General features: G+C 60.8%; 22 protein-coding genes. 9 read left to right on the top strand and 13 right to left on the bottom strand.

All coding sequences use genetic code 11. The features are described from left to right. Positions 1-249: 249 nt before the first annotated feature. From ASG35_RS29435 to ASG35_RS29420, 4 genes are all read left to right on the top strand, one after another. Positions 250-822, top strand: a complete 573-nt coding sequence (locus ASG35_RS29435; protein WP_056366326.1) for a DUF2760 domain-containing protein — start codon at positions 250-252, stop codon at positions 820-822. Beyond that, positions 819-2,672, top strand: a complete 1,854-nt coding sequence (locus tag ASG35_RS29430) for an Hsp70 family protein (protein WP_056366324.1) — start codon at positions 819-821, stop codon at positions 2,670-2,672. Before ASG35_RS29435 ends, ASG35_RS29430 begins: the two co-directional genes overlap by 4 nt. Positions 2,673-2,692: 20 nt before the next feature. Next, positions 2,693-5,482, top strand: coding sequence for an Hsp70 family protein (locus tag ASG35_RS29425; RefSeq protein ID WP_056366321.1), 2,790 nt, complete (start codon positions 2,693-2,695; stop codon positions 5,480-5,482). A 74-nt stretch (positions 5,483-5,556) separates the two neighbouring features. Then, positions 5,557-7,053 (top strand): lyase family protein, encoded by a 1,497-nt coding sequence (locus ASG35_RS29420; protein WP_056366319.1) that lies wholly within the window; start codon positions 5,557-5,559, stop codon positions 7,051-7,053. Here the strand turns inward: ASG35_RS29420 and ASG35_RS29415 are convergent. Next, positions 7,047-7,340: a hypothetical protein gene (locus tag ASG35_RS29415; protein WP_156393435.1), complete on the bottom strand. Its 294-nt coding sequence runs from the start codon at positions 7,338-7,340 to the stop codon at positions 7,047-7,049. The two genes, ASG35_RS29420 and ASG35_RS29415, sit on opposite strands and share 7 nt — an antisense overlap. Positions 7,341-7,669: 329 nt before the next feature. Between ASG35_RS29415 and ASG35_RS29410 the strand changes: the two genes are divergently transcribed. Then, positions 7,670-7,867: a hypothetical protein gene (locus ASG35_RS29410; RefSeq protein ID WP_056366313.1), complete on the top strand. Its 198-nt coding sequence runs from the start codon at positions 7,670-7,672 to the stop codon at positions 7,865-7,867. Between the two features lie 23 nt (positions 7,868-7,890). Here the strand turns inward: ASG35_RS29410 and ASG35_RS29405 are convergent, their stop codons facing one another. The 6 genes from ASG35_RS29405 to ASG35_RS29380 all read right to left on the bottom strand — a co-directional run bounded on the left by ASG35_RS29405 (position 7,891) and on the right by ASG35_RS29380 (position 14,803). Further along, entirely contained in the window at positions 7,891-8,433 is a 543-nt protein-coding gene (locus tag ASG35_RS29405; RefSeq protein WP_056366935.1) for a DUF6622 family protein, read from the bottom strand. Between the two features lie 168 nt (positions 8,434-8,601). After that, complete coding sequence (locus ASG35_RS29400) at positions 8,602-9,453, bottom strand: carbohydrate ABC transporter permease (protein WP_056366310.1); 852 nt, start codon at positions 9,451-9,453, stop codon at positions 8,602-8,604. Positions 9,454-9,470: 17 nt separating this feature from the next. Beyond that, positions 9,471-10,379 carry a carbohydrate ABC transporter permease gene (locus tag ASG35_RS29395; protein ID WP_056366309.1) on the bottom strand — a complete coding sequence of 303 codons (909 nt, stop codon included), beginning with the start codon at positions 10,377-10,379 and terminating at the stop codon, positions 9,471-9,473. A 59-nt stretch (positions 10,380-10,438) separates the two neighbouring features. Continuing rightward, positions 10,439-11,683 (bottom strand): ABC transporter substrate-binding protein, encoded by a 1,245-nt coding sequence (locus ASG35_RS29390; RefSeq protein WP_056366308.1) that lies wholly within the window; start codon positions 11,681-11,683, stop codon positions 10,439-10,441. 10 nt (positions 11,684-11,693) lie between these two features. Further along, the gene (locus tag ASG35_RS29385; protein WP_056366306.1) at positions 11,694-13,649 is read right to left on the bottom strand and encodes a beta-galactosidase; all 1,956 of its coding nucleotides are present in this window, start codon (positions 13,647-13,649) and stop codon (positions 11,694-11,696) included. Between the two features lie 11 nt (positions 13,650-13,660). Further along, positions 13,661-14,803 carry an ABC transporter ATP-binding protein gene (locus ASG35_RS29380; RefSeq protein ID WP_056366303.1) on the bottom strand — a complete coding sequence of 381 codons (1,143 nt, stop codon included), beginning with the start codon at positions 14,801-14,803 and terminating at the stop codon, positions 13,661-13,663. Between the two features lie 280 nt (positions 14,804-15,083). Between ASG35_RS29380 and ASG35_RS29375 the strand changes: the two genes are divergently transcribed. After that, the gene (locus tag ASG35_RS29375; protein WP_056366302.1) at positions 15,084-16,103 is read left to right on the top strand and encodes a LacI family DNA-binding transcriptional regulator; all 1,020 of its coding nucleotides are present in this window, start codon (positions 15,084-15,086) and stop codon (positions 16,101-16,103) included. Position 16,104: 1 nt separating this feature from the next. Here ASG35_RS29375 and ASG35_RS29370 read toward each other — a convergent pair whose 3' ends face one another. Then, complete coding sequence (locus tag ASG35_RS29370; RefSeq protein ID WP_056366301.1) at positions 16,105-17,490, bottom strand: dihydrolipoyl dehydrogenase family protein; 1,386 nt, start codon at positions 17,488-17,490, stop codon at positions 16,105-16,107. Between the two features lie 171 nt (positions 17,491-17,661). On the opposite strand from ASG35_RS29370, the gene ASG35_RS29365 reads away from it, so the two are divergent. Then, the gene (locus tag ASG35_RS29365) at positions 17,662-18,579 is read left to right on the top strand and encodes an AraC family transcriptional regulator (RefSeq protein WP_056366300.1); all 918 of its coding nucleotides are present in this window, start codon (positions 17,662-17,664) and stop codon (positions 18,577-18,579) included. A 6-nt stretch (positions 18,580-18,585) separates the two neighbouring features. Here ASG35_RS29365 and ASG35_RS29360 read toward each other — a convergent pair whose 3' ends face one another. Both ASG35_RS29360 and ASG35_RS29355 read right to left on the bottom strand, forming a co-directional pair. Further along, a complete protein-coding gene (locus ASG35_RS29360; protein WP_056366299.1) occupies positions 18,586-18,936 on the bottom strand; it encodes a DOPA 4,5-dioxygenase family protein in 351 nt (116 codons plus the stop codon). 193 nt (positions 18,937-19,129) lie between these two features. Continuing rightward, entirely contained in the window at positions 19,130-20,641 is a 1,512-nt protein-coding gene (locus tag ASG35_RS29355) for a CoA-acylating methylmalonate-semialdehyde dehydrogenase (RefSeq protein WP_056366298.1), read from the bottom strand. Positions 20,642-20,753: 112 nt separating this feature from the next. Here ASG35_RS29355 and ASG35_RS29350 point away from each other — a divergent pair, with 112 nt between their 5' ends. Beyond that, positions 20,754-21,695 (top strand): LysR family transcriptional regulator, encoded by a 942-nt coding sequence (locus ASG35_RS29350; RefSeq protein WP_056366933.1) that lies wholly within the window; start codon positions 20,754-20,756, stop codon positions 21,693-21,695. Between the two features lie 27 nt (positions 21,696-21,722). Here the strand turns inward: ASG35_RS29350 and ASG35_RS29345 are convergent, their stop codons facing one another. Next, on the bottom strand, positions 21,723-22,229 hold the full coding sequence (locus tag ASG35_RS29345; RefSeq protein WP_056366297.1) for an RrF2 family transcriptional regulator: 507 nt from the start codon (positions 22,227-22,229) through the stop codon (positions 21,723-21,725). Positions 22,230-22,469: 240 nt separating this feature from the next. On the opposite strand from ASG35_RS29345, the gene ASG35_RS29340 reads away from it, so the two are divergent. Continuing rightward, positions 22,470-23,690 carry an NAD(P)/FAD-dependent oxidoreductase gene (locus tag ASG35_RS29340; RefSeq protein WP_056366295.1) on the top strand — a complete coding sequence of 407 codons (1,221 nt, stop codon included), beginning with the start codon at positions 22,470-22,472 and terminating at the stop codon, positions 23,688-23,690. Here ASG35_RS29340 and ASG35_RS29335 read toward each other — a convergent pair. Beyond that, a complete protein-coding gene (locus ASG35_RS29335) occupies positions 23,621-24,895 on the bottom strand; it encodes a diaminopropionate ammonia-lyase (RefSeq protein WP_056366294.1) in 1,275 nt (424 codons plus the stop codon). The genes ASG35_RS29340 and ASG35_RS29335 overlap by 70 nt on opposite strands. Next, the gene (locus tag ASG35_RS29330) at positions 24,895-26,070 is read right to left on the bottom strand and encodes a M20 aminoacylase family protein (protein ID WP_056366293.1); all 1,176 of its coding nucleotides are present in this window, start codon (positions 26,068-26,070) and stop codon (positions 24,895-24,897) included. Before ASG35_RS29330 ends, ASG35_RS29335 begins: the two co-directional genes overlap by 1 nt. Positions 26,071-26,148: the final 78 nt, after the last annotated feature.

The following is a 26,148-nucleotide window of genomic DNA, read 5'->3' as shown; positions in this document are numbered from 1 at the left end:
CAAAACACCATCGAATAATCGATCCCGCCAAGCTTCCTTTCGCGCCCAAATCAAGCTCATCGAACGTCCGATGCCCGCCTCAGGGCAAAATACGGGTTTCGCGGCCGTTGCGCGCCTTCCGTTCACGGTGGCGCGCGGCTTGCGCCAGTAGCTTGCAATCACATTACCGAATCAAGAAACCCCGCCGGGCGCGCGTCCCGCCGGTGTCAAAGGACAGGTTGTCCTCGAAAAGCACATCAGGAGCCGTTTATGAGTGATTTGAATGCGTCGTTCCTCAGCAGATTTTCGCTGGCCGTTGGAACGTTCTTCGCCATCCTGGGCGATCGCGAAGTCGCAGCCGGCGTGCGCCGCGTGCGCAACGGCGAAGCCGCCGCGCCTGCACCAACGCCGGCCGCCGCCCCTACACCCGCGCCCGCACCCGTAGTCCGGACGATAAAAGAAGCCACCCCCGACGCCGCCCTCCAACTGCTCGGCCTTTTGCAGCGCGACGCACGCTTTATCGATTTCATCGAAGAAGACGTGGCCGCCTATTCCGATGCCGAGATCGGCGCCGCCGCGCGCCTCGTCCACGACGGCTGCCGCACAACGCTGCGCGAACATTTCACCATCCACCCGGTACGCACGGAAGCCGAAGGCAGCCGCGTGACGCTGCAAGATGGTTTCGATGCCAGCGCTATCCGCCTCACCGGCAACGTGGTCGGGCAGGCGCCGTTCAGCGGGAATCTGAGTCATCGCGGCTGGAAGGTCGAACAAGTCCGCCTGCCGAAGATGATGGAAAGCCACGATGCATCGGTGATCGCGCCGGCCGAGGTGGAACTATGAGCGACGCGCGCTATTCCATTGGCATCGACCTGGGTACGACGCATTGCGCGCTTTCCTACGTCGATCTCACCGCGAGCGATGGCGAAAAAACCGCGCAAAGCGTCTTGCCGGTCACGCAGCTCACCGGGCCGGGCGCAATCGAAGAACTCGAGTTGCTGCCGTCGTTTCTCTACCTGCCGCATCCGAGCGAATTCAGCGCCGGCGACCTGAACCTGCCGTGGACGGCCGAGCGGGATTTCGCGGTCGGCGAACTCGCGCGCAATCGCGGGGCGGCAACGCCGATCCGGCTGGTATCGAGTGCGAAAAGCTGGCTTTGCCATCCGGGCGTCAACCGGCGCGCGGCGATCTTGCCAAACGACGCGCCGCCCGAAGTCACGCGCGTTTCGCCGCTCGAAAGCTCGGTGCGTTACCTGACGCATTTGCGCGAGGCGTGGAATCACGCGCATCCGGAGGCGCCGTTCAGTGAGCAGGAAATCACTGTCACGATTCCCGCTTCCTTCGATCCCGCCGCGCGCGATCTCACGGCCGAAGCGGCGGACGCGGCGGGTTTCGGCCGCATGACCTTGCTGGAAGAACCGCAAGCCGCGCTGTATAGCTGGATCGAGATGAGCAACGGCCAGTGGCGCAAGCAGGTCCGCGTCGGCGACGTGATTCTCGTCGTCGATGTCGGCGGCGGCACCACGGACTTCTCGCTGATCGCGGTGATCGAACGCGAAGGAAACCTGGAGTTGCATCGGATTGCCGTTGGCGAGCACATCCTGCTCGGCGGCGACAACATGGACCTCGCACTCGCCTACGTGGTCGCGCGCAAGCTCGCGACGCAAGGCACGCAACCCGACGCATGGCAGCTTCGCGCGCTCACGTACGCGTGCCGGTCGGCGAAGGAAACACTTCTCACCGATCCCGCCACGGAAACCGTGCCGCTCGTGGTGCCGAGCCGGGGATCGAAGCTGATCGGCGGTTCGATCCGCACGGAACTCACGCGCGCCGAACTCACGCAAACCATTCTGGACGGCTTTTTTCCGCAAGCCGATCGTGCCGACCGGCCGGTAAGCCGCGCACGCGTGGGCCTCACGCAACTCGGTCTGCCATATGCGCAGGACGCAGCCATTCCGCGTCATCTCGCGGCGTTCCTTGGCCGTCAGGTGAACGCACTGAACGAGATCGAAGGCCTGCAAAACACGCTCCCCGATGGCGCCAGTTTCCTCCATCCCACTGCCGTGCTGTTCAACGGCGGCGTGTTCAAGTCGGACCTGCTTGCCAGCCGCATTATCGATACCGTCAACGGCTGGCTCGCGGCCGAAAACGCGCCGCCGGCTCGTCTGCTTGCGGGCGGCGACCTCGACCGCGCCGTTGCGCGCGGCGCCGCGTATTACGGTTATGTCCGGCGCGGCAAGGGCGTGCGGATTCGCGGCGGCACGGCGCGTTCGTATTACGTCGCAATCGAATCGGCGATGCCCGCCGTGCCCGGCATCGAACCGCCTGTTCAGGCGCTTTGTCTTGCGCCCTTCGGCATGGAAGAAGGCACGGAAGCCGCGTTGCCGCCGCAGGAATTCGGGCTGGTCGTGGGCGAACCGGTGCATTTCCGGTTCTTCGGTTCATCGGTGAGAAGACAGGATCAGGTCGGCACGTTGCTCGACTTCTGGGGACCCGAAGAATTGCAGGAACTCGAAGAAATCCAGGCGACACTTCCAACCGTTGGCCGCACGCCCGGCGAAGTGGTGCCCGTGAAGCTGCACGCGCGGATCACCGAAGCCGGAACGCTCGAGCTCGAAGCCTTGCCGCGCGATTCGGGCGAGCGCTGGAAGGTCGAGTTCGATGTCCGCGCGAATGCCAGCGCGAACGGCTGAACGCGAATGAAGCAACGTCAATGAAGCAATACTGCGTCGGGATCGATCTCGGCACGAGCAATACGGTCGTGGCTTACGCGGACGCTGATTCGAAAGAAATCCGCGTCTTCGATATCGATCAACTCGTAAGTCCCGGCGAGGTCGCGGGGCGGCCGCTGCTGCCGTCCGCGCGATACCACCCGGCGCCAGGAGAATTGAATCCCGGCGACCTTCAATTGCCGTGGGGCGAAACCCGTCCCGCCGATGGTCCGCAAGCGGTGATCGGCCGCCTTGCGCGCACGCTCGGCGCACAAGTGCCGGGCCGGCTCGTGGCGAGCGCGAAAAGCTGGTTGTCGCATGCATCGGTGGATCGGGTTGCGCCAATCCTGCCGTGGGGCGCGCCGGATGACGTCAGCCGAGTTTCGCCGGTTGCGGCGAGCGCCAGTTATCTCGCCCACGTGCGCGCCGCGTGGAATGCGCATTTCCCGCACTCGCGCCTCGAAACGCAGGACGTGGTGCTGACAGTGCCCGCCTCCTTCGACGACGGCGCCCGCGCCCTCACGCTCGAAGCCGCGCGCATGGCCGGTTTGCCGCAATTGCGTTTGCTCGAGGAACCGCAAGCGGCGTTTTACGACTGGTTGTTCCAGCATCGCGCCACGCTCGATACCGAACTGGCGCAGACGCGTCTCGTCCTGATTTGCGATGTCGGCGGCGGCACGACCGACCTCACGTTGATCAAGGTCGAGCTGAAAGACGGCGAGCCCGCGCTGACACGTATCGGCGTTGGCAATCATCTGATGCTCGGCGGCGACAACATGGATCTGGCGCTCGCCCATCTCGTCGAAGCGCGGATGGCGACGTCGGCGGCGAAGTTATCGGCGGGAAGTTTGTCGCAACTGGTCGAACGATGCCGCGCCGCCAAGGAACAACTGCTCGGCACAAACGCGCCGGAAGCCATGTCGATCACGCTGCTGGGCGCGGGATCGCGGATGATCGGCGGCGCGCGTTCGGTCGAAGTGACGCGGCGCGAAGTGGAACAGATCATCGTCGATGGATTTTTCCCGACGGTTGCATCGGATGAACGGCCGCGGCGCTCGCGCAGCGCGATTGTCGAGTTCGGCTTGCCTTACGCGAACGATGCCGGCATCACGCGCCACATTGCGGCGTTCCTCAACCAGCACACGACGCAATCGCGCGAGGCTTTGGGCGCGCCGGATGCCGATGCCGTCACCTTACCGGTCCCCGACACCCTGCTGCTCAACGGCGGCGTGTTCCGCGCAGAGGCGCTTGTCGCGCGTCTCACCGATACCCTCGGCGCATGGCGCGGCAAACCGCTCCACGCGCTGCACAACGACAATCCGGATGTAGCGGTGGCACGCGGCGCGGTCGCGTATGGCCTCGCGCGCGGCGGGATTGGACCGCGCATTGGCGGCGGCGCGGCGCGCAGCTACTTCCTCGTGCTGGAAGATGAAGTTGGCGGCGACCACAAAAACCAGCAAGGCATTTGTCTCCTGCCGCGCGGCACGGAAGAAGGCCGCGAAGTGTTTCTTCAGGATCGCGTGTTCACGCTGCTGCTTGGACATCCGGTCCGGTTCCATCTGGTTTCATCGACGGGAGACAGGGTTTATCAGCCGGGCGAACTCGTCGATCTTTCCGCGGGCGACTTCGTCCGGCTTCCGCCGATCGCCACCGTCGTCCAGCCGCGCTCGGCGAAAGGTCCGCGCGAAACGCGGGTGCAGCTTTCGGCGTCGTTGACGGAGCTCGGAACGCTGGAAGTGCATTGCATCGATCAAACCGATCCATCCCGGCGATGGCAGCTCGAATTCCAGCTGCGCCGCGAAGCCCCGGCCGACTCGTCGACTGTGCAGGTGCTTCATCCATCGTATGACAAGGCGCTCGAACAGATCGACCGCGCGTTCGGCGACCGCGCGCACGACGTGGACCCGAAGGAAGTCAAACGCCTGCGCGCGCAACTCGAACATCTTCTCGGCCCGCGCGATACGTGGGACAGCGCGCTGCTTCGCGAACTGTTCGGCGCGCTGTGGGAACGCGCGCGACGGCGGCGGCGCTCGGCGGATCACGAACGCCTGTGGCTGAATCTCGCCGGTTATTGCCTGCGCCCGGGCTTTGGTTATCCGCTCGATGAATGGCGCGTCGAACAACTCTGGTCCCTGTTCGACGACGGTATTCAGTATCTCAACGACGCCCAGGTCTGGTCGGAATGGTGGACCTTGTGGCGGCGCGCGGCGGGCGGCTTGAACGCGGATCAGCAAACCGCCGTGCTCGATGCCGTCGATTACGTGCAGTCCATCGCCGCGTCGCGCACGAAAACCAAAGCGCCCTTCGATGCATCGAAAACCGGTTACGCCGATATGGTGCGGCTCACGGCATCGCTTGAACGCGTGCCGGTAGAACGCAAGATCGACGCCGCGCAAAAGCTGTTCGCGCGGCTCGCAAAGCCGTCGGAAAATCATCAGGGATGGTGGGCGATCGGGCGCTTCGGCGCGCGCCGTCCGTTCTACGGCAGCGCGCACGGCGTGGTGCCGCCTGATATCGCCACGCAATGGCTCGATAGAATTGTTGCGCTCGACTGGAAGAAGGTCGAACCCGCGGCGTTCGCCGCTGCGCAGATCGCGCGTCTGACCGGCGACCGTTCGCGCGATCTGCCCGACGACGTTCGCGCGCGCGTGGTTCATCGGCTGGAAAATGCGGGCGCGCCGAAAAGCTGGATCGGGATGGTGCGTGAAGTCGTGGAACTCGATCAAGCCGACGAAGGCCGCGTATTCGGCGAATCGTTGCCGCCGGGGTTGAAACTCGTCACGAGCGCGTGAAAAGCACGTGAAAAACACGTGAGACGCGCGGCGCTTCTATAATCGCGGCTTCCCAATCCGCGACCATTCCTATCATGAGACTGCATGGCTGGGCGTTCCCGGCGGCCGTTTTGCTGTGCGCAGCGCCGGCGTTTGCACAACAGAACCCGCCCCACGATGAATTCTTCTGGCTCGGCGAAATCAACAAGGCAACCGTTGTCATCAACACGGACGAAGGTTTGCTCGACAAATCCATGGCGCCGCGTCTGGCCGCGGGCGTGGCCAAGGTTATCGCGGATGGAAACCAGCCGGGCGCCAAGCGTCCGAAGACGGTGATCACGTTCGAGCCGCTTTTGATCAAAGCCGCCGGCGAGGACATCACGTTGCTGCACGCCGGCCGTTCGAGCCAGGATATGCACGCGACCTATCGCTCGGCCATTTTGCGCGACGACCTGCTCGACCTTGCCGATCAACTGAACCAGACGACTGCGACCATCGTGCGTCTCGCCGATAAATACAAAGCCACCGTCGTGCCGAATTACACGAACGGCGTGGCGGCGCAGCCCAACAGTTACGGCCACTATCTGCTCGGCTACGTTGCAGGACTCGATCGCGATGCACAGCGAATCCGCGAGGCGTACGCGCGCGTGGACCGTTCGTCGATGGGAACAACGGTGCTCAACGGCACGAGCTGGCCGCTCGATCGCGAACGCATGGCGAAGTATCTCGGCTTCAACGCGATCGTGGATAACGCATACGACGCGTCGCAAATTTCCTCCGTCGATGAACCCGTGGAAGCCGGCGCCATTGTCACGAGCGTCGGGTTGCATACCGGCAGTTTCATCCAGGACGTGATGACGCAATACGCCGAATCGCGTCCGTGGATACTCTTGCAGGAAGGCGGCGCGAACACATATGTATCGAGCGCGATGCCGCAAAAGCGCAACCCGGGATTGCTGATCCGCACGCGCACGGACGCATCGACGGCGATATCGCAGGCCGAGGGCGTGGTCATGCTGGCGCACAACCTGCCGCCCGGCATGAGCGATCCGAAGGACGTGAAAGCCAACACCGAGATGATCGAAAGCGGCATTGCCGCGCTGAAGGGCTGGAACGAAGTGATGAACTCGCTCGTGATCAATCCGGAACGCGCGCTCGAAGAACTCAACAGTGACTGGACTGCGTCGCAGGAAGTCGCCGATGTGCTCATGCGCAAATACAAGTTGCCGTTTCGCGTCGGGCACCATTTCGCATCGACCGTGGTGGAATTCGCGCGGCAAAAGGACATCAAGCCGCTCGACTTTCCTTACGCCGACGCACAGCGCATCTACACGCAGACGGTCGCCGGCACGCCTTACGCGGGCGATCTGCCAATGAGCGAAGCCGAATTCCGCTCGACGCTGAATCCGGTTGCAATCGTCAACAATCGCGCGACAACGGGCGGCCCGCAACCGGCCGAAATGGCGCGGATGCTAAATGACGCGAACAAACGCGTGGCCGATCAGGGCAAGTGGATCAAGGACAATCGCGCGCACATTTCGAGTTCGCTTGCCCGGCTCGATACCGACTTCGGCAAAGTGTCCGGTCAGTGACCAAAAAATACATCGCATTGCACCGATCCGCCCACGCATTGCCGCGGGCGTGACATATTGCTCGTGGCGCCGCGTGTATCGGGCATGCCGCCATACGATGTGTCGGACGTGGCCTGCGCCGACATGTTCGCGTCGTGCGCAACGCCGGCTTGTCCGGCCGGACGGGCTTGTAATTGCGCCTGTGATTGCGCTTGCGACTGAGTGTCCTGCTGGCTTTCCTGCGCAATCGCGCTTCCCGCCATTGCAACCAGCAGCGCGCCACCCACAAAGAAGAAACGGGTTTTCATTTCGATACTCCTCGAAACCAGGCGCGTCACCCGTAAGCTTTCTGTGAGCGGCTCGCCACTTTTCTGCACGTGCTTTGCAAACACGTGGCAAGGCCTGACAGGCAAAAGGCGATCGGTCCGCCCTGCCCTTCAGTTATAGGCCGTGCATGGCCGATTTCACAGTGATTCGAGTGTCCTTCGCGACAGCGTCAGCGACGGAACCCTGCTTCGAGTCCCCGCGTAAGTAGGGCTGCACGAAACGGCGGACCGGTCTAATCTGAAGATGTCGTTCGCGGCCCGCTCATTGCTATATATCCCGCAGCGCTCGAACCTGATCCCGGAGAAAACCCATGATTCACCTCACCACCTGGCTTGCATCCATACTGATTGCCATGCTGGCGGTTTTCTTCATCTCGATTGCATTGCCGAATTCAGCGTCGGATGAATTGAACCGGGCATCGGCGGCTCAGGCGATTTTCACCGGCACCGGCGCAAGCGTGCCGTCAAAACATGGGCTTCCGGTTCCGGTACGGCGTAAATCGGATTGAAACCACGCGTTTTGAGTACACGCTCAAACGCGTTCGGCTAGCGTCTCCGGTGAAGCGAGCGTCGAAGCTGAAGCCGAAGCCGGCCTGAACGCCAGGCAATAAACCAGAAAACGTCCCGCGAAAATCCCGGCGACAAGACCTGAAACCAGACCGTCGAGCACAACGTAGAGCGAATCCGTTCCAGCGTGTGTAATTGCCAGTTCGACGCCAAGCCAGAATTTCGACGCAAAAGTTAGCAACATCAGGGCAAGCGGCACGATAGAACCCGGCAGCGTCACCGTCTTTTTCACGCGATCCACCGTCAGCCCTGACCGACGCGCCAGCACGACGCCTATCCCGATTCCGGCCACCGCGCCGACTATCCAGCCCAGCCCGGTATTCCATCCAGCAGCCGGTTCTTTCATCAAATGCAGCAAACCCCAGGCGGCAAACACGACCGGCACGATCGCGAGTTTGCCAAGCGGTGCTGTGGCGCCTTGCATCGCCTTGAAACCGCGCGAGAGCAGATACGCCAACAGGAACCAGACCCACACCGGCGTGCCTTGCAAAATAGCTTCGATAGACATGGTCATCTCCTTGAATCAGTTAATCTTTACAGTGGAAATATTTTGACGCCGAGCCAGATTTGCGTCAATACATCTTTCCATCGTAAAAATTAATGGAGTCGAGCGGATCCATTCCTATGCAGAACCGCCGGCAAAATCGGCTGCATTCACCGGCGGCGCGTGAAACCGTCAGCCCTTCGTTGCCCCGAATGTCAGGCCAGCCACGAAATGCCGCTGCATTGCGAAGAACATCAGCACCGAAGGGAGCGCCGCCAGGATCGACCCGGCCGACACCAGATTCCACGCCGTTACCCATTGGCCCTTGAGCGCGGCCACGCCGACCGTGATCGGCGCGGCTTCGTCGCCCTGCGTCAGACACAAGGCCCAAAAGTAATCGTTCCAGACAAACGTGAAGACGAGAATGGCAAGCGCCGCCAACGCCGGACGAATCAGCGGCAGCACGATCCGAAAGAAAACCGTCCATTCGTTCGCGCCTTCAATGCGCGCCGCCTCGACCAGTTCGAATGGCAGCTGCTTGATGAAGTTGCGCAGGAAAAGCGCGCAAAAACCCGTCTGAAACGAGATATGGAACAGGATCAGCGCACCGACCGTATTGAAGATGCCAAGCTGCAACGACAGATCGCGCACGGGAATCATCAGGATCTGGATAGGTACGAAGTTGCCTGCCACGAACGTCGCGAACAACGCCGTATTGCCGCGAAAGTTATAGATGGCCAACGCGAAACCGGCCATGGACGCAAGCACGATCGACCCAATAACCGCTGGCACCGTGATCAGCACGCTGTTCCACAGGTAGTGAAGCATGGGCGACGTGGTCAATGCATCGCTGTAATTCGCGATCAGCGAAAAGTGCCGCGGCCAACCCCAGTAATTGCCTTCCACGAGTTCATCGGAGGAACGAATGGAGGTGACCATCACCGCGATCAACGGCAAGAGCCAGATCACCAGCGCGACCGGCAGCGACAGCTTGTAAAGCGCCCGGTTGACGGGCTTCCATTTGGCGACGGGCATCGGAAACATAAAGCGCTCCTGACTTCTTAACGTTCGGTCCGCAGCATTCTGCGCAAGTGATAAACGATGTACACCATCATGATGGCGAACAGCACGACGGCAATCGCGGCCGAATAACCAATGCGGTAATACTTGATCGCCTGGTCGTACATGTAATAGGCGAGCACGGTCGAGCTTTCGTACGGACCGCCGCCGCTCATCACCGAGATCAGATCGAAACTTCGCAACGCACCGATGATGGTCACCACGATCGCCATGAACGTGGTCGGGCGCAGTTGCGGCAGGATCACGTGCCACAGCATGGTCCAGCCCTTCGCGCCTTCCATGCGCGCTGCCTCGATCTGCTCCGAGTTGAGCGACGTCAGCCCCGTGAGATACAGGATCATGCAATAGGCGGTCTGCGGCCAGAGCGCGGCGAAGATGATGCCGAAGGTGACGTATCGCGCGTCGCCGAGTACGGGAACGCCGTGGCCCAGAATGACCTTCAGCAAGCCGAAGGTCGGGTCATAGAACCAGCTGAACATCAGGCCGACCACAACACCCGACAACACGAACGGCGCAAAAAACAGCGACTTCACCACGCGTATGCCGCGCACAGCCTGGTTCAGATAAAGCGCGACCGCGAGGCCCATTGGCGGCGCCAGCAGGAACAGAATCAGCCACAAGACATTGTTCTTGAGCGCTGTATAAAACGTCGGCGCCTGAAACAATTCGATGTAGTTATCGAAGCCCGCGAAGGTTTTCTCCGTCATCCCGTCCCAGTTGTAGAAGCTGAGCGTGACGCTGGAAATGATCGGCCAGATCACGTAGATCGCGACCATGATGCACGCGGGCGCCAGGAACAGAAACGCAGCCAGCCGCTGCTGCCGCGCGGTCGCGGACATCCGCTTGCGGCGCTTCGGCTTGAGCTCTGCAACGCTGAGGGTTTCAGACATACGGTGCTCCTGGTCCTTCAAAAAAGAGCGCCCCTTCCCGCGAAGGGACGCCGTCCCGCTTACTTCTTGTAAATGCGCTTACGCGTGGCTTCGAGTTGCGCCAGGATCGCGTCCAGTTTCGTCGGATCGGAGACGAACTGCTGCATGCCCTTCATGCCTTCATCGGCCATTTCCTTGGTCATGTCGCGGTCATAGAACTGCGCGATACCGCCCTTCGTCTGCGACAAGATCTGGAAGCCGATCTTCGAGATGGGATCTTCCGGTTCGGGCGCCTTGCTGTTCGCCGGCAACGACCCAAGACCCTTCGCGAGCTGCGCGCTGATCTCGGGCGTTTCCACGAAAGCCAGGAACGTGTGCGCGTCCGCCTTGTTCTTCGCCTTCGACGGAATGTGCAGCGACTCCACCGGACCATCTTCGGCGGTCGGTACTTGACTGTCGATGATCGGGAACTGGAAGTAACCCATCTGCGGCTTGATGTTCTGCGGGAAACCGGCGGTAATGAAGGTGCCCATCAGCATCATGGCCGCCTTGCCCTGGAACAGGAACGGCTGCACGGCGTCGAGATCGTAGGAAAGCGAGTTGTCGATAAAAACCTTGCTGTCGATCAGTTCCTTCCATGCGGTGTAGACCTTCTTCACGCGCGGGTCGGTATAAGGCACGTCGCCCGCCATCAGCTTCTGGTGGAACGCGTTGCCGTTGATGCGCAAGTCGAGGTAATCGAACCATCCGGCAAGCGTCCATGCATCGCGGCCGGCGACCGCGACCGGCGCAATGCCCGCGGCCTGAAGTTTCTTGCAGGCATCGAGGAATTCAGGCCATGTCTTCGGCTCGGCGGTGATGCCGGCCTTCTGGAACAGGTCCTTCCTGTAGAACATGCCCCACGAGTAATACACGGTCGGCGCCGCGTATTGCTTGCCGTTGTACGTGGACGATTCTTTCGTCGACGCGTACATGGAATCCCAGTTGTTCTTCTTCCAGTCGGGCGTCAGGTCTTCGAACAAACCGCGTTTCGCGTAATACGCCATGCGCTCGCCGTTATGCCAGTTCACAATATCCGGCGCGACCGTCGAGAGCCATCCGGGCAGTTGGACCTTGTACGCTTCTTCATCGACGAAAGACACCTTCACGTCGATATCCGGATGCGCTTTCTTGAACGCGTCGAAGGTCTGTTGCCAGACCGTGCGCTGACTTGCACCCTTGAACGCAATGTTCACCGTCAGCGTACCCGCTTGCGCGAGGCTGGCTGTAGTCAAAGCAACGGCTAACGCCATGCCGGTCAGGCCGTGTCGAATCGAAATTTTCATACGTGTCTCCTCATCGATGAGTGTTGTTTGCTTTGTAAATCGCGACGCCTTGCGGTTCTACCTCTTCCTGCCCGACTATGAAGCTGGCTGCATCAGTTATGCGGTGGACCGTCGTGTTGTAGTTGAAGACGTAAGTCAGCGGGCCGCGCCGGCTGATGCGGATGCCTTCGGGCAATGGTTCTGCATCGAGCCCCGCCGCTTTCGCGGCTTCCTGGAAGACGGCTTGTGTCAGGGCGTCGTCGAAAATACTCGCCAGGTAGCGGATCGATCCGTGACGCAGGATGGCGGGATGACCATCGGCGAAATTGGTTTCGATCTGCACGCCTTCGCCCGCTTCGACCAGGTCGCGCCAATGACGGCCTTCGCCGCGCTTGCCGACCTTCTCGGTCACGTTGGGACGCATCGATTCCACGCGCCAGACGCGCATTGGAATCAGCTGGGCGAGTTCCGCGCCCGGCGGCAACGTGTCGGGAATGGTCAGGTTTTGCGTCTTCGATCCCGTGCGTGGTCCGAGCACGACTTGCGCGCCGCTCGCGGCAAGTCTTGCGGCAAAGTCATCCGGCACGATGGGCAGCGGCGGCACCACGATCAGCGAGTATTTATCGAAGGGCGCATCAACCGGAACGATATCGACGTCGAGGCCGAGGCTGCGCAGCGCGCTGTAGTACTCGAACGCAAAGCGCGGATAGTGAAAGTCGACGCCTTGCGGATGTATCTCGAACAGCCACTTCGCTTCATAGTCCCAGACAAGCGCGACTTTTGCGGCAACGGGCAACTCGCCGTCTTCCGTCACCACGCGATCGATCTCCTTTGCCACGAGCGACGCTTCTTCGCCGCCCAGATCGAGCTGGTTATCGGGCGTATTCAAACCTGCATGCATTTGCTCTTGCGCGAACGGCGCCTGCCGCCAGCGGAAGTACGAAACGCATCCCGCGCCGTGTGCGAAAGCTTCCCAGCTCCAGAGCTTCACCATGCCGGGCAGCGGCGCCGGATTCCAGTGCGCCCAGTTCACAGGTCCGGGTTGCTGTTCCATGACCCAGAACGGCAGCTTCGACATGCCGCGATACACATCGTGGTTGAACGATGCAAAGTCCGGATGCCCGGTGCGCAGCCACTTTGCCTTGATGGACGGATCGAACCATTGCTCTTCGAGCGCGCCGAGCGGATAGCTGTCCCACGTCGCAATATCGAGGTCCGCCGCGACCTTGTAATGATCGAATTCGGTGAAGAGCTGCATGAAGTTGTGCGCGACCGGACGCTCCGGCGAATGCGCGCGGATGATGTCCGTCTGCATGCGGTTGAAGCGCACGACTTCATCGGAGGAAAAACGGCGGAAATCCAGCCGATGCGACGGATGCGCCTCAGTCACGGTCGCGACCGGCAGATCGATCTCGTCGAAGCTGCGATATTCCATGCTCCAGAAGACCGTGCCCCACGCGGTGTTGAGCGCATCGATGCTTTCATAGCGCTGCTTCAGCCAAGCACGAAAGCGCTGCAATGCGGCTGGCGAATAACTTACCACCGTGTTGTGGCAGCCGAACTCATTGTCCGTTTGCCAGAACGCGACGGCGGGATGTTTGCCGTATCGTTCGGCCACCGCCGTGCATATTTTCTGTGATGCCTCGAAGTACGAAGGCGATGAAAAATCGTAATGACGGCGCGATCCGAACGCGCGGGGACGGCCATCCGCGCCTATCGGCAGGATGTCCGGATGACGATCGATCAGCCACTTCGGCGGCGTTGCGGTCGGCGTGCACATGACGACCTTGAGGCCTGCGCGGCCAAGCGTATCGATCGCGCGATCGAGCCAGTCCCACTGATATTCACCCGGCGACGGCTCGATCCGGCTCCACGCAAATTCCGCAATCCGGACGCGATCGATGCCAAGCGCCTTCATGCGCGCCGCATCGTCTTCCCACATCGACTCCGGCCAGTGTTCCGGGTAATAACAGACTCCAAGACGCATACGAAGCGCTCCTACGCAAAGTGAGGAATGGCGGCCGACGTGACGGCAAAACCGTCTTCGGTGAATAGATGACAGGATGCGGGCGGCACGTTGAACGCGACGTTTTCGCCTTGCTTCGGCGTCTTGTCGCCGGGCGCTTTGGCGATGAGAACCGCGCCGCCGGGTTGTTCCAGATGCAGGTAGCTGTGCTCGCCAAGTTGCTCGACAAGCGACACCGTGCGCGTGATGTGCTGCGGCTGGACGTTGCTCGCGACTGGTTCGAGATGCTCAGGACGAATACCGAGCGTCACGGTCTGATTCGGCTTCAACGCGTCGCCGTTGGCGTGGACTTCGATTTGTTCGCCGGTGCCATCGAGCGAGATCAACACACTTTCCCCATTCGCCGAAATCACGCGCGCGGGCAGGAAATTCATTCGCGGCGAGCCGATAAACCCCGCCACGAAGCGGCTCTTCGGCCGGTGATACAGCTCAAGCGGCGCGCCGACTTGCGCGATGCTGCCGTACTTGGCGGTATCGGCGCCGGCGTGCAGCAGCACGATCTTGTCGGCGAGCGTCATGGCCTCGATCTGATCGTGCGTCACGTAGACCACGCTGGCTTTATCGAATTGCTTGTGCAGGCGCGCGATCTCCACGCGCGTTTGTCCGCGCAGCGTAGCGTCGAGATTGGAAAGCGGTTCATCGAAAAGAAATACGCTCGGACTACGTACGATCGCCCGTCCGATCGCAACCCGCTGACGTTGTCCGCCGGACAACTCCTTCGGCCTTCGTTCGAGCAGCGCTTCGAGCTGCAGCACGCGGGCGGCTTCCTTCACCTTTTGATCGATGACGTCTTTTGGCGTCTTCGCGAGCGTCAGCCCGAACGCCATGTTCTGGTAGACGGTCATGTGCGGAAAGAGCGCGTAGCTCTGGAACACCATTGCCACGCCGCGCTGCGCGGCGGGTACTTCGTTGACGAGTTTCCCGTCTATATACAGGTCGCCGTCGGTGATGTCTTCCAGACCGGCGATCATGCGCAAGAGCGTGGATTTGCCGCATCCCGATGGACCGAGGAACACGCAGAACTCGTGCGCGCCGATCTCCAGATCGACATCGCGAATCACGGGCGCGTGGTCGCCATACGCTTTCTGTACTGCTCGTAAAGAGATGCTCGCCATGCCGACGTCTCCGTGTTTTACCGAGGAGACAAACGAAGGTTAAGCGCTTAACCTTCTGCCGGTGAAAAAACGATCCATCTATAGGATCGCTTTGTCTGGCTGTCTCCGTCTTGTGTTTTTGATCTGCCTTGGACGCAAATCTAGCCGTCTCCGCAGAATTACACAAATGCCGGGAAACCATCCCAAAATATGAGAACGGTGAGCGATGCTTGCACATGGCGTCGAGATCGCAGACCTTAGGCGACGTTCTGCTTAGTGTTAACCCTTCCACCGAGATCCGATGACCACTTTGGCCGAAGTTGCCGCGCGCGCGGGCGTCACGCCCGCCACCGTTTCCAACGTGCTGCGCAAACGCGGCAAGGTTGGCGACGCGACGCGGCAACGCGTGCTCGAAGCGGTGGACGCGCTGGGATATCGGCCGCATCTGACAGCGCGCGCGCTCGCTGAAGGCAGTGCGCCGACGCTCGCGCTGATGGTGTCGAGCATCGCGAATCCGTTCTATCCCGAATTTGCGCTCGCCGCCGAACGCGCGGCGCGCAAGAACGGCCGCTTCCTGATCGTCTGCAACACCAACGAAGATCCCGTGATCGCACGTGCGTATCTCGATCAGATTGCGGGGACGTTATCGGAAGGGGTGCTCGTGATGAATGCGCGGCTCGACTTCGATGACCTCGAGAAAACTCTCGCGCGCGGCACGCCGATTGTGTTGTGCATGTGGGAACGGCCGGATGTATCGCCGGGACTGCCTTGTGTGGCCGTCGATTTTTTTGCGGCGGGAACGCTCGCCGCGCAGCATTTGCTCGATCTCGGACATACGCGAATTGGCGCGATCGTCGGGAGCCAGCGCGAAGGCGTGCAAGCGGCCCGGTACGAAGGGTTCTGCAACACGCTGCGAGCGGCGGGCGTTGCGCATCCGGACCACGACGTCCGCTTCACCCGGGACGAAGTACAACGCGGTTATGAAGCTGCATCCGAATTGCTGAGCGCGCGCCCCGACCTCACCGCCATTTTCGCGACCAACGACCTGCCCGCGCTCGGCGCAATGCACGCAGCGGCCGATCGCGGCATGCGCATTCCGCAAGACCTTTCGGTAATCGGTATCACCGATATTCAGCTTGCCCGGGAATCGCGGCCGGGTTTATCGACGATTGCGGTTCCCACCGATGCCGCCGCTGCCATGGCCGTGGAATTGCTCGAAGCGTTGATAGAAAACGGCGGCCGCGACACGGCAGCGCCAATGCGCGTTGCGCCCCAGCCGGTGCTGGTGCAACGCGCATCGACGGGGCCCGTGCGCAGCTGAATCACACGCGTTCCGGCACCTTCGCGAACAGCAGGTTCAGCCCTTCCGCGATGGTCGGATGCGCCAGGATTGCGTCCCGCAACGCGGTGTACGGGAGCTTGCCGAGCATCGCCATTTGCACGACCGCCACGACCTCGCCGGCGTTTGAGCCGAACATCGTGAAGCCGAGGATGCGGTCCGAATCCGCAGCGACGACCGCCTTCATGAAACCGTGTGTGTCGCCCGTTGTGCGAGCGCGCGGGACGCCGGCCATCGGCAATTTGGCGACGCGTACGGCGATTCCCCGGCGTTGTGCGTCGCTTTCGTTGAGGCCGACGCGCGCCAGTTCCGGTTCGATAAACAACGCGTACGGAATCACGCGGTCGCGCGTGGTCAGCGTGCCGCCGGCGAGTTGCGATTTCAGCACGCGGTAATCGTCGAACGATGCATGCGTGAACATCGGCGTACCGGCCACTTCGCCGATCGCCCAGGTGTTCGGCGCGGACGTAGCGAGGCGCTCGTCGACCTTGATGAAACCGCGTGCATCGAGTTCGACGCCCGCCACATCCAGGCCGATGTTCGTAGTACGCGGCACGCGTCCGGTCGCCACGAGAATATGCGATCCGTTGAGGCTCGAACCATCGTCGAGCTCGACGGTGACGGATTCACCCGAGCGACCGCTTACACGCAGCGCCTTCACTGAAACACGCACGTCGATTCCTTCGTTCGCGAATGCGGACTCGATAGCATCGGTTACGTCCGCGTCTTCGCGCACGGCAACGCGCGCCGCTTCCTGAACGACCGTCACCTTGCTGCCAAGCCGGCGGAACGCCTGCGCCATTTCCAGCCCGATATAACCGCCGCCGATCACGATCAGATGTTCCGGCAAGGCGTCGAGCGCGAGTGCTTCGACGTGTGTCATGGGGTTGGCATCGCGCAGTCCGGGGACGTCGGGAACAGCCGCGTACGTGCCCGTGTTGATGAACACGTGATCGCCTTCCACCACACGTTCATGTCCGTCGTTCAATGCAACCTGGATGCGGCGCGGCGCTACGAAACGTCCTGTACCGAGGATCAGGTCGAAGCCCGATGCGGCGAACGCTTTTGCGTTGATATCGACCATGCCGTCCACGACATCGCGCACCCGCCGATGCACCTTCGTCATGTCGACTTTATTATCCGACGTGCCGCCTTGCAGGATGTCTGCCGATTGAACCGCGTGCATGATGCGTGCGCTCTGGATCAGCGCCTTGCTCGGAATACAGGCAATGTTGATACACGATCCGCCGATCATGCCCTCTTCCACCACGGCTACGCGCTTGCCCGATTTCGCGAGTTCCATCGCGAGGGTCTTGCCGCCTTTTCCGCCGCCCAGAAATACGTATTCGAACTTTTCGACTGTAGACATTTCAGCTCCTTTGAGTTGGTTGCGGGCCGTGCCCGTGGTGTGACTGAAATGTAGACTCGGAAAGGTGGAAAGCCCATGTCGCATCGGCTCGATTCACTGCTCGCGCGTCTCATGACGCGAAGAGATGCGCTGGTAAGATCGCTACGCCATCGCTCTCTTCTCGCAAACCTCATGGATCCACTCGACCGTCTGATCCAGTTGTCGCGCCTGCAAGGTGCGCTTGATCTGCGCTGCCTCTTAAGTGGCGAGTGGGCGCTCGACCATCCGCCGGCGCCGCCGAGCGAGGCGGTGTATCACGTCGTGCTCGAAGGGACTTGCTGGCTCAAGTTTCGCGGACAGGAAGATGTAAGGATTGCAGCCGGCGATATCGTGATGTTGCCGCGTGGCGACGCACATGTGCTGCAGGGCGTGGAATCATCGGATCAAATCGTGCCGCGCGAGATGCAGAGCCAATTCAACGGCGCGGTCACCGTGCGCACCAATTGCAGTCCGGGCGCGGCAAGCCTCGACCTGCTTTGCGGGCGATTCAACTACGCCGCGAACGCGTTGCTTATCGATGTCTTGCCGGACATCGTCAAGATGTCGTTCGCACGCGACGACGTGCCCGATCTGACGCGAATGGTAGGCATGATGCGGCGCGAATCGGCCGAGGCTGAACCGGGCGCGCATTCGATCGTATCGGCGTTATCGACCGCACTTTTCACGATGCTGCTGCGCGCGCATCTGGCGCAACAACCATCGAAGACCGACGTGCTCGCGTTGCTTGCGCATCCGCGTCTCGGGGCGTCGATCATCGCGATGCTGGAGCGCCCGGCCGAGAAGTGGACCATCGAAATGCTGGCGCAGCAATCGGCGATGTCGCGCGCGACTTATGCGCGAGCGTTCGGTGCATTGACCGACGACTCGCCGATGACCTTGCTCACGCGCATCCGCATGCAACTCGCAGGAACGTTGCTCGTGCGCACGACAAAAAGCATCGCGGAAATAGCCGACGATGTCGGCTATCAATCGGAATCGGCGTTCAGCAAGAAGTTCAAGGATACGTATGGCGCGGGTCCGGGCGCGTATCGGCAGGCGCGTCTGGCTTGATAGCCGTTACATCAGGCTGGCGAGCACCAGTTCGTGCGAGTGTCCAATCCAGACGGCGGCATCGCGATGATCGCGAAGTGCGTCGCCGGTATTCGGATGCAGGAAGACATCGAGGGAACCGTGATTGAGCGTGAGCCATTCCACGATAACGGCAAACTGCGCGGGCTCGAATGCAAGTTGATAAGACCATTGCGGATGCGGACCCACGGGTTTTTCGTGAAAGCGGCCGAGTTGAAGAATGTCGCTGAAGCGGCTGCCGATTTCCTCGCGGAGTTGCCATGCGGCGTCGCGCGTTGATGCGTTGAAGTAGACGTGGGCGTGCCACGATTTGACGGCGGAAACAGCGGGTGAATTCATGGATGCAAGCACTCAAGGATGATTTTTGCCGCATGCGTGCGGCGATTCCTGAGTGTAGCCAAAACGAGTTATGGGCGCTTGGGGTTGCCCGCAAACATGCCGCTGACAACGTGCGTAGCAAAACCTGAAAGCAGCAATCCGGCGCCAACCCCAACCCGCGAAGTCAGCACCGGATTAAGAAAACCCCTCCAAGTTATTTGCTCGTCGGCATCGCAAACTCCGCGCCCTTCTCCGTGCTTTCCGGCCACCGCTGCATGATCGATTTCTGGCGCGTATAAAACCGCACGCCTTCTTCGCCGTAAGCATGCATATCGCCGAAAAGACTGCGCTTCCAGCCACCAAAACCATGCCAGGCCATCGGCACGGGAATGGGCACATTGATCCCGACCATCCCGACTTCAATGCGGCGCCCGAACTCGCGTGCAACGTGGCCATCGCGCGTGTAGCAGGCCACGCCGTTGCCGAATTCGTGCGCGTTGATCAGATCGACGGCTTCGGTAAAGTCCTTCACCCGCACGCACGCCAGCACCGGTCCGAAAATCTCTTCCTTGTAGATGCGCATCTCGGAAGTCACGTTGTCGAACAGCGTGCCGCCGGTGAAAAAGCCTTCCTCGTGTCCGGGCACCTTCAGGCCGCGACCATCGACCACGAGCGACGCGCCTTCTTCCACGCCCAGCGCGATATAGCCTTCAATACGTTCCAGCGCCTGACGCGTCACGATCGGGCCCATCTCGGCATCGGCTTCCATGCCGTTCTTGACGATCAACGTCCGTGCGCGCTCCGCCAACCGCGGAATCAGTTTGTCCGCGACATCGCCCACCAGCACCGCGACCGAAATCGCCATGCAACGCTCGCCGGCCGATCCATAACCCGCGCCAACGAGTGCATCGATAGCTTGATCGATGTCGGCATCGGGCATCACGACCATGTGATTCTTCGCGCCGCCGAGCGCCTGCACGCGCTTGCCGTGCTGCGCGCCGGTCTGATAGATGTAATTCGCGATCGGCGTGGATCCCACGAAGCTGATGGCCTTGACATCGGGATGCACGAGCAGCGCATCGACCACGACCTTGTCACCCTGCACCACGCTGAACACGCCATCCGGCAAGCCGGCTTCCTGCAACAGCCCCGCCATGAAAAGCGACGCGGACGGATCGCGTTCGCTCGGCTTCAGGATGAAGCAATTGCCCGCCGCGATCGCGACCGGGAACATCCAGCACGGCACCATGCAAGGGAAGTTGAACGGCGTGATGCCGGCAACCACGCCAAGCGCCTGACGCGTCGTCCAGTTATCGATACCCGTAGAAACCTGCTCCGTGAAATCGCCCTTCAGCAGTTGCGGAATGCCGCAAGCAAACTCGATCACATCGATACCGCGCGACACCTCGCCTTGTGCGTCGCTGAATACCTTGCCGTGCTCGGCCGTAATGATTGCCGCGAGTTCGTCGCGATGCTTGTTCATCAATTCGAGGAAACGCAGCATCACGCGTGCACGGCGAATTGGCGGCGTTTCGCTCCAGGCAGCGAACGCTTTTTTCGCGCTGACGACGGCGTCGTCGACATCGGCAACATCGCCCAGGTGCAACGTGCGCGCTTCTGCGCCGGTCGCGGGGTTGAAGATCGGCTGGGTGCGCGTGCCCGTGCCGGGTACACGACGGCCCTGAATGAAATGGCCGACGTCCGCGCGATCGCTGAAGCTTTGCATGATGAGGCACCTGAATTGATTGAAGGAAAGTCTGTTGAGTGTAAGAACCGCGGACGCGCCTGCAAAGACGCTATGATTGAAATGATTGTTTTCTATGGTGAACAATGGGTATATGGAAACGCAACGAGTCGAGTCTCTCTGGACCCACCTTTACTGGCTGACGATCCTCGCGCAGCAAGGCAGTTATACGCGTGCGGCCACGCGCCTCGGCGTGAGCAAGGCGGCCATGAGCCAGAGAATTGTCGAGCTGGAGCGCGCTGCGGGTGTGTCGCTGGTGCAGCGCACCACGCGCAGCGTGCGACTGACGGAAGCGGGGCAACGGCTTGTGGATCAGACGCGCGGGCAATACGAAGGCATTGCGGAGAGTTTCGCGGGTGTGCGCGATTCAGCCGGGATTGCGCGCGGCGAGTTGCGCGTGACGGCACCGGTCGCGTTTGCGCGGCAACAGCTCGTGCCGCATTTATCGGCGTTCCTAAGGGCAAACCCTGAAGTGCGCGTGCAACTGGAAGTATCGGACCGCATCAGTTCGCTTGCAAGCGAAGGTTTCGATCTCGCTATCCGGCATAGCGCCGTTGCGCCCGAAACGCATGTTGCCTGGACGCTTTGCAAGACGCGATCCGTGATCGTGGCGACGCGCGCTTATTTGAAGCGCCGCGGGACGCCGTCCACTCCGCAAGAACTTGCCGCGCACGATTGCCTCTTTTATCCGCGCGCGCAGGAAGCGCCGGCGTGGACCTTCGAGCGAACGACCGGGCGAAAGTCGGCTGCGGGACGCGTCACCGTGCCGATCAGCGGGCCGTTCTCGGCGAACAATAGCGAAACCTTGCGCGATGCCGCCCTCGATGACCTGGGCGTGGCGCTGGTTCCTGATTTCAGCGCACAGGCTGCGCTGCGTGCCGGGCAACTCGTGCGGTTGTTGCCCGAATGGCAGCCTACGGGCGTTTTCGCGGAACAGCTTTATGTGGTTCGTCCATATGCGTCACACGTGCCGCGCGCGGTGACTGCGTTTGTTTCGTATTTGCGCAAGACGTTCGAAAACGGTTTTTCGGATTAACGTCTGCGTTTGAAATTTGCGTGTTTGCTAGCTCGCCGCGCGCTGGTCGATCCATTTGACGATCTCGGCGTGATACGTGCGCGGTGCTTTCGCCACCGTGCGCGCCGCGAGGCCCGCCAACGTCTGCGCTTCGAGCACCTCCTGCATACGCTTCTCCGCTTCGAGCATGACCGCGTGAATGGAACACGTGCCGCTTGTCGCCCACTTGGGTGCGGTATCGCCAAAAATTGCGCAGCGCGCGCGAATCTCGCGGCAATCGAACAACGGCTTAGGGCCATCGACAGCCTGCACTACATCGAGCACCGTGATGCGTTCCGCCGGCCGCGCGAGCGTGAATCCTCCGCGCGCGCCTTCGGTAGCAACCGTCAGGCCAGCCTTGTGAAGCTTGGTGAAAAGCTTGGCGACGTAATCCACCGATAACCCTTGCAATTCCGCCAGATCCCGCACGCTCGCCTCGCTGACGCCGGCCGGCGCATCCGTCAGGTACAGCAGGCAATGCAGCGCGTATTCGACGCCTGAACTGATGTGACTCATTCTTACTCCGACACCCTTAATCCTAGTTTCGCCATTCTATGCGTTTAGGCGATGCAAGGCAACGCTCGCCTTCTCTTTGCCGAAATTCGTAATTTCCAAGCGACATTTCACCATATAGCTGCGTTCTAAATTTTACTGACGTGCGACATTCACGCACTTGCACATTCTATCTCCGACTTGTACAGTCGTAGTTATCGCAGCAGATGACCGCGACAACCGCTTAACGAATGGAACGTGCAAATGACTCATAGTCCCAAAAGAATTCTCGTGATTGGCGCCGGCTTCGCCGGCATGTGGAGCGCGCTCGGCGCAGCTCGCCTGATCGATGCCGCAAACTTGCAAGGCGAATCAATCGAAGTCGCGTTGATTGCGCCCGAACCGCAGCTTCATGTTCGCCCGCGTCTTCACGAAGCCAATCCGCTCGGCTTGAAAGCGCCGCTGTTGCCGCTCTTCAATGCAACGGGCATTCGTTTTATCGAAGGAAGCGTGCGCGATATCAAGGCCGCGGATCATGTAGTCGAGGCAGTGGACGCCAACGGCAATACGTTCGGCGTGCAATACGACAAGCTCGTGCTTGCCAGCGGCAGCGCGCTGTTCCGCCCGAGTGTTCCGGGACTGGACACAGCGGCATTCAGCATCGATCAGATCGCCGATGCAGCGCTCCTCGAAGCACATCTACGTGGACTCGCCGATCAACCGAATACGCCTTCGCGCAATACGGTAGTCGTAGTGGGAGCGGGATTCACCGGCATCGAAATCGCGACTGAACTGCCCGAGCGCCTGCGTTCGTTTATCGACGCGAATACCACCTTTAAGGTAATCGTGATCGAACAAGCCAATGCCGTAGGTCCCGATCTTGGGATCGGACCGCGACCGGTTATCGAACAGGCGTTGAATGAACTCGGCATTGAAGTGCGTCTGAACGTTGCGGTTGGCAGTATCGATAAAGAAGGCATCGTTACGTCGGACGGCGAGCGTATCGATGCGAAGACGGTGATCTGGACGGCGGGCATGCGCGCCAATTCACTGACGAAACAGTTCAACGCCGAGCGTGACTCACTTGGCCGTCTGCACGTGGATGCGAACTTGCGCGTGCTCGGAATGGACGATGTATTCGCCGCCGGCGACGTCGCTTTTGCAGCGACAGACGACGCCGGCAACCACGCGCTGATGTCATGCCAGCATGCGATGAACATGGGCCGCTTCGCCGGGCATAACGTGGCGGCCGACATGATCGGCGGCGCGCTTTTGCCTTATCGTCAGCCTGTTTATGTGACTTGCCTCGACCTCGGATCGTGGGGCGCGGTCTTCACTGAAGGATGGGACAGGCAGATCAAGCTCGTAGGAGATGAAGCGAAGGCATTGAAGCGCCAGATCTGCACCGAGTGGATCTACCCGCCGGCAGCGGATCGCAAAGCTGCATTCGATGCCGCCGATCCAAACGTCACCGTTGTAGCCTGACCCTCGCGCCATTTGCGTTGCGCGCAGAGCACGTCCTCTGCGCGCAACGACGTCAATTCCCGATACAACGCCGGCGCAGTCGCGCCTTCCGTGTTCAGCAACAGCACTTGCGAATGTTTGTCGAGCCCGAGCGCATTACGTTCTTCCGCGTTGCCCGAAGCGTGCATCAATCCAGCGAGACCAGCCGCTCCGGATTCACCCGAAACGATGGGAATATCACGCGTTGAACCTATCGCGAGAATACGCATTGCTTCGATTGCGGCTTCGTCCGGAATGGTCATGAACGCATCGGCGAGAACGTTCAAAAAGCGCCAGGCCAACGGCGACGTTTCTCCGCATGCCAGCCCTGCCATGACCGAATCGACCGAACCTTCGGCGTTGGCCGCGGCTCCTTTCAGCGCGCTTTGATAAAGACAATCCGCCTGCATCGGTTCCACGATCACGAAGCGCGGCCGACGCTCGCCGTCACGCTCGGCGAAATAACTGATCACGCCTGCAGCCAAGCCGCCCACGCCGCCTTGAACGAACACATGCGTATAGGGCCGGCTGTTGTTTTGCTCGAGCGCTTCCGCGGCGATCGTCCCGTAGCCTTGCATCACATCGCGCGGAATGGCCTCATAGCCTTCATAGGAAGTATCGGAGACGACGTGCCACGCATGTTCCTTTGCAAGCCGCGCCGCCTCCTTCACCGACTCGTCATAATTGCCCTCGATCTGCACGATCTCGGCACCAAGCATTTCAATCGCGATCCGGCGTTCATCGTTCACATGTTTGTGCAGCACGATCACACATCGGCAGCCGATACTGCGCGCAGCCGCCGCCAGCGCGCGACCATGATTGCCATCGGTTGCGCTGATCGCGGTGAAGTCATGCAACAAAGCCTTGTAATCGCCGTTAAACAATTTGGTCGGGTCCAGATCCTGTTCCTCGAACAGCCTTCGGATCAGCCGTATCAACGCGATCGGCGCACCGAGCGCCTTAAAGCTCCCGAGCGGCGAGCGATGACCCTCGTCTTTCACGCGAATCGATCCCACGCCGAGTTTCAATGCGATATCCGGCAAGTCCCAAAGCGGAGTCGGTCCCGCGTTCAACCCGTCCCACGCGGATAACCACGCGCGGCTTTCATCGGCGGCGCGAATGTTGAGAACCTGGCGAAGCGAATCGTCGTAAGTACCGCGGCGCGCATTGGCGTTAATGTGAAGCATCAAACTTTCCTCTGGATATTTTCAACTGGTAATTTCAGGCGCACGACCTCAGCGAAATAATGCGCACCGATAGATAAAATGGCGTCATTGAAGTCGTACCGGCCGTTGTGAAGCGGCGTTGCACCCGCTTCGCCATCGGCGCCATTGCCTATGAACGCGAAGTTGCCGGGCACTACTTCAAGGAACGCGCCGAAGTCTTCTGAGATCATCATCGGCGGGACGTTGCCGTCAACGTTCTCTGCGCCCACTACGGCCGTGGCCGCAGCAACCGCGACCGGAACGCAAGAAGGCGTATTCACGGTCGGAACAAATTCATGTGTGTATTCGAAAGTGCAAAACGCGCCGTGCGCTGCGCTTATGCCTTCACACAAAGCGCGCATACGTTTTTCGAGCAGCAGTTGGACCGCTGGCGCATAACTGCGTGTATCGCCCTTGATCACCACCTCACCTGGAATCGCGTTGCGGATGCCGTCGGTGAAAAGCTCGGTGCACGACACGACTGCGGGCACGCCCGGCTCCACGTTTCTCGATACAACCGTCTGCAAAGCCAGAACTATTTCCGCCGCGATCACAATTGGATCGATGGTCATATGCGGTCGCGCCGCATGTCCACCGCGTCCATTGATACGGATAACGAAGTTATCTTCGCTTGCCATGATTCCGCCGGCGCGGGTCGATATAGTGCCTGCGCGAAGACCTGGAATGTTGTGAACGCCGTATATCTCATCGACAGGGAAGCGCTCGAAAAGCTTGTCGGCAATCATCGCCTTCGCGCCTAAGCCGTGTTCTTCCGCCGGCTGGAAAATGAAACGCACCGTGCCGTTGAAATCGCGCCGTTCGCTTAGCAATTTCGCGGCGCCCAGAACCATGCTCATGTGACCGTCATGACCGCACGCGTGCGATTTCCCCGCGTGAACCGATGCGTGGCCGCGTTCAGGCGCCTGCTCATGGATGTTGAGCGCGTCCATTTCAGCACGCAGGCCGATCACGCCGGGCCCGCCGCCGCAAACGAGATTTGCGACAAAGCCCGTCCCGCCGATGCCACGTGTTACGTCGAGTCCGAGACCTTCGAGCACGTCGGCTGCGAACGCACTGGTCTGGTGTTCCTCGAAACCCGTCTCGGGCACACGATGAAACCAGTGCCGCCATTGCAACAATTGCTGCTCGAATTCCATCGCGTGTCTCCGCTGCCGTATATGGACTCCAGTATAAGAACGCCTGATGAGAAAAAATCCCGCGAAATGCTGTATCGC

The organism is Burkholderia sp. Leaf177, assembly GCF_001424345.1.
Classification (GTDB): domain Bacteria; phylum Pseudomonadota; class Gammaproteobacteria; order Burkholderiales; family Burkholderiaceae; genus Caballeronia.
Note: the sequence above shows the minus strand (reverse complement) of the source record. Positions and strands in the feature narration are given on the sequence as shown.